The 3,840-nt window shown below is 48.3% G+C and carries 4 protein-coding genes; 3 read left to right on the forward strand and 1 reads right to left on the reverse strand.

From position 1 onward, the window contains the following. The first annotated feature begins 190 nt into the window (after positions 1 to 190). Positions 191 to 514 (forward strand): cupin domain-containing protein, encoded by a 324-nt coding sequence (locus tag QNK41_RS22800; RefSeq protein ID WP_319262125.1) that lies wholly within the window; start codon positions 191 to 193, stop codon positions 512 to 514. Between the two features lie 460 nt (positions 515 to 974). On the opposite strand, the gene QNK41_RS22805 is transcribed toward QNK41_RS22800, so the two are convergent. Beyond that, positions 975 to 1,739 carry a DUF2202 domain-containing protein gene (locus tag QNK41_RS22805; RefSeq protein WP_319262126.1) on the reverse strand — a complete coding sequence of 255 codons (765 nt, stop codon included), beginning with the start codon at positions 1,737 to 1,739 and terminating at the stop codon, positions 975 to 977. Positions 1,740 to 1,850: 111 nt separating this feature from the next. Here QNK41_RS22805 and QNK41_RS23180 point away from each other — a divergent pair, with 111 nt between their 5' ends. Both QNK41_RS23180 and QNK41_RS22810 read left to right on the forward strand, forming a co-directional pair. After that, positions 1,851 to 1,961, forward strand: coding sequence for a DUF4186 family protein (locus QNK41_RS23180; protein WP_413815197.1), 111 nt, complete (start codon positions 1,851 to 1,853; stop codon positions 1,959 to 1,961). A 152-nt stretch (positions 1,962 to 2,113) separates the two neighbouring features. Continuing rightward, on the forward strand, positions 2,114 to 3,775 hold the full coding sequence (locus QNK41_RS22810) for an IS1634 family transposase (RefSeq protein WP_319262129.1): 1,662 nt from the start codon (positions 2,114 to 2,116) through the stop codon (positions 3,773 to 3,775). The last annotated feature ends 65 nt before the right edge of the window (positions 3,776 to 3,840 follow it).

Raw genomic sequence — 3,840 nt, forward strand, 5'->3', positions numbered from 1 at the left:
ACAGAGGCTGTATTTGTTGTGAGGCGATGTTAAGCGTTTTGATTCAGGGATTTATGGATCTTTTTGCACCGTGATTGATCGACATCCCCACGCTACAAGGGGGGTGTAGGATTGAACACCATAGAACTCATGTTTACATTCGATCATCGAAAAGATTCAAAACGAACATTTAAAAAATTGGAGGGAATACATGTTTCGCAAAAAAGATACCGGTGAGTCACGACAACTATTGGATGGAATTAATTTAACGACCCTGGTTCACGGTGATAAGACACTGATGGGCCGGTTCAAAATAGCTAAGGGCTCTGCAATCCCAACACATTCACATCCCCATGAACAGACCGGAATTATGATCTCCGGCAAACTGCGCTTCATTGTCGACGGTGAAATTAAGGATGTTGAAGCTGGAGATAGTTGGTGCCTGCCGGGTGGCGTCGAGCACTCGGCAGAGGCGCTGGAGGATACGGTTGTTATTGAGGTCTTTTCACCGGTTCGCGAAGATTACCTACCCTGAAAATTTCAACAATATTCCCTTAAGCGATGTAATTGCGACCTGTTGCCGTGGATACCATGATCGGTCCTTAAAAAAGGAAATAATCATATGCTCCCCAAAGTCATTGGCGCAATATTCGGGATCTTGGCAGTCGGAATCTTCGCCTGGAAATTCAAAGAGACACCCTTGTGTCGACCATGAATCATGCTGCCGCTGGGTCTCGGCGTCGGGTACGCTGTTTATTGGATAGTAAAGATGTTGGGGTGAAAGGTTATCGAGGATTGACGGAAAATTCTTTAGGGTTGCTGAAATAACGAACCCAGAGCTGATTTTCTATTTAGATGGGGAGCCCTCCTGGTCGGTGGATTGGGAGGGCTCCCTTTTTGTTGGCAATGATGATGTGTGTCTGGTGCCATCGTCGGCATGATCATATGGGAAATCTATAACGTAAACTGATCAGCTTTCTGATGGACCACCTATGTTATTTGCCTTTCTGTTGTTTCGGTTCTTGTGCCAGGTTAGCCTGAGTGTCAAAATTCATAACATATTCGTAATCTTCCTCTTCTAATATCTGGCGTACATAGCTTTCGCCAATCACCAACTCATAGACATACACAAAAGCGCCCAGGTGGTTGTAAGAGCCTTCGTACAGATTCTGATATACTGTTTGAATGCGTTCTTCGTCCGTCTCGTCGTAGGCCTTCCAGATGTCAAGGATATCATATTCTTCGATATAGGCCCCGACGAGGAGCGCTTCAATCTCGGACTGTGAGCCCCGCTCAACGAGATCCGAATACAATTTGGCTATAGCTTCGTCGTTGAATTCACCAGTCTCGTCACTCGTCACTGGATCAACGATCCCGTAAAAGGCAATCAGATTCGCCATCGCATCCATATGAGCCTGTTCGCTTTCTACAATGTTGGCAAATATAGGATTGCCCCATTTTTCATACAGAACACGATATACATCCCGTGCCATTTTCTCCTCTTCACGGATGAACAGTAAATGATGAATTTCAGTATCATCAAGTTCAGAGGTCTCATTTGCGGATTGCATGATCAGCGTATCCGAACTGCCTGGCATTGGTGCGTCTTCAAAACATGGCTGGTCTTCACAGTTGTTTTCGTAGGTAGAGCCTTGGCCGATTTCGCCCCTGTTCTGATCACCGCCCGCCATAACGGTTGATGTCCCAAAAAACATCATCACGAATGCAAATACAGTTAATAACATGAACATCTTTCTCATCGGAAACTCCTTTTAATAAAAGATTTTTTGATACACTGAAACTTCTGTATTTCATCATGCTTCTCCTTTAACGTATAAGAATGAAAAAGGTTACAGTGTCTGTGAAAAATTATGGAAGCCTATGAAATTACTTTCTTATTACCGAAACAAACCCAAATGATAGGGCACCCTGTATTCATTGCCCAGCATGCCACCGCCACATCCTACATTCAACACCCCTAAGCAGTGATTTTTAACAATTTTTTATTCCCGTAAAAACAGACACATATCGATTGTAACATATTGTATTTACATGTAAATAAAAATGTCTAGACATTTCAACTAGTTGCTGATACCCTGCCCTGAGGTTTAAATATCAAGGCCAGGGAGGGTAGATGCAACCGTTGAATACCGAGCAGATGACCATCACCGATACCAAGCATATGCCTATTGTCAAAGCCTATGCCAAGAAAATCGATCTGGTGGATACCATCGACCGATTGGTCGACACCCAAATGGAACTGAGCCCTGGTATGGCAGTCTTTGGCATGGTGCTCGACACGTTGTCCGGGCGAACACCACTGTACCGATTGACCGAATTCTTTGAAGAAAAGGACACGGAACTGCTGCTTGGCGCCCCTATCGCACCCGAACGGTTTTGCGATTACAACCTGGGGCGATCGATGGATAAGATCTTCGAGACCGGGACCCAGAAGATCTTCTCTCAACTGGCTCAGAACGCCCTGACCGTTTTTGCCGTCGATCCACGGCGGCTCCACTTCGATACCACCTCCGTGAGCGTCTTCGGCGATTACGACCTGGTCGATCCACCGTTTGATATTACCTATGGTTACAGCAAGGACAAACGGCCGGATCTCAAGCAGTTTTTGGTATCCATGCTGTGTGTCGACCGCAACATCCCCATTTTAGGAACCACCACAGACGGTAATGCATCGGACAAAACCCTGAACAACGAACTGCTGACCAATATTTCCAAGTACATGGCCGAGCATGGCCTGCGACCGGGGGCCTATGTTTATGTTGCCGATGCGGCGTTTGTCACCGAGGACAATCTTGACGCGTCTGAGGGTCAAACTTGGTTTCTGACCCGTCTGCCGGCCACGTACAGTGAATGCGGCCGGGTGATCCGCGATGCGGTGAAAAGCGACCAATGGATCGATATCGGTCCGTTGGCCGAAGAACACGACCGCCCCAAACGGCCGGTTGCCCACTATCGTGCCTATGACGGCACCGTCGAGCTTTACGGGAAAACCTACCGAGCAATCGTCGTGCATTCCAGCGCCCACGACAAACGGCGCCACAAACGCATCGACCGGCTGTTGGCAAAGGATCGCAAACGCCTCGAAGCGGACTGCAAACAGGCCACGGCCACGGCCTATTTTTGTCTTGAGGACGCCCGGGCAGCAGGCGAAAAGCTGATCCGCAAATCCGGGACCGGTTATCACCGGCTTCAAGTCGATGTCGAAAAAGTACCCAAATACGGCCGCGGCAGGCCAGCTGCCGGCAAACCCCGACCGGTATTGCGCTATGAATACCGGTTGACCGCAACCATCCGTGAAGCGCCGGAAAAGGTATCTCCCTTGAGGGATGAAGCCGGCTGTTTTGTGCTACTGACCAACCTGCTGGATCAACAAGCCGACTGGCCAGCCCCCGAGTTGCTCTCGTTGTACAAAAGCCAGATTGGTATCGAGAAGAACTTCAGTTTTCTGAAAGACCCGGCGATCGTCAACAGCATCTTTCTCAAAAAGGCCGAACGGATTGAGGTGCTGGGGTTGGTGCTGCTGATCTCCCTGTTGATCTGGCGGTTAATGGAACGCTCGATGCGCCAGTATGTTGAAGCCAATGACTGCACCCTCCCGGGCTGGGTTCGCCGACAGACGAAAAAACCGACTACTTTTATGATGACGACCAAGTTTACGTCTGTCATGGTCATTACGATTGGCCAACACCGGCAGTTGGCAAAACCCTTGAAATCGTTTCAGCGAGAGTATTTGAATGCGCTGGGAGTCACCGTAGACGTATTCACCGTTCCATAGACGTCAAAAAAAATGGGTAATCGTTGCTTATCAAGGGTGCTGAATGTACGCTGCAAAATTTGCCG

It is taken from the genome of Desulfosarcina sp. (genome assembly GCF_033791525.1).
GTDB lineage: Bacteria > Desulfobacterota > Desulfobacteria > Desulfobacterales > Desulfosarcinaceae > Desulfosarcina.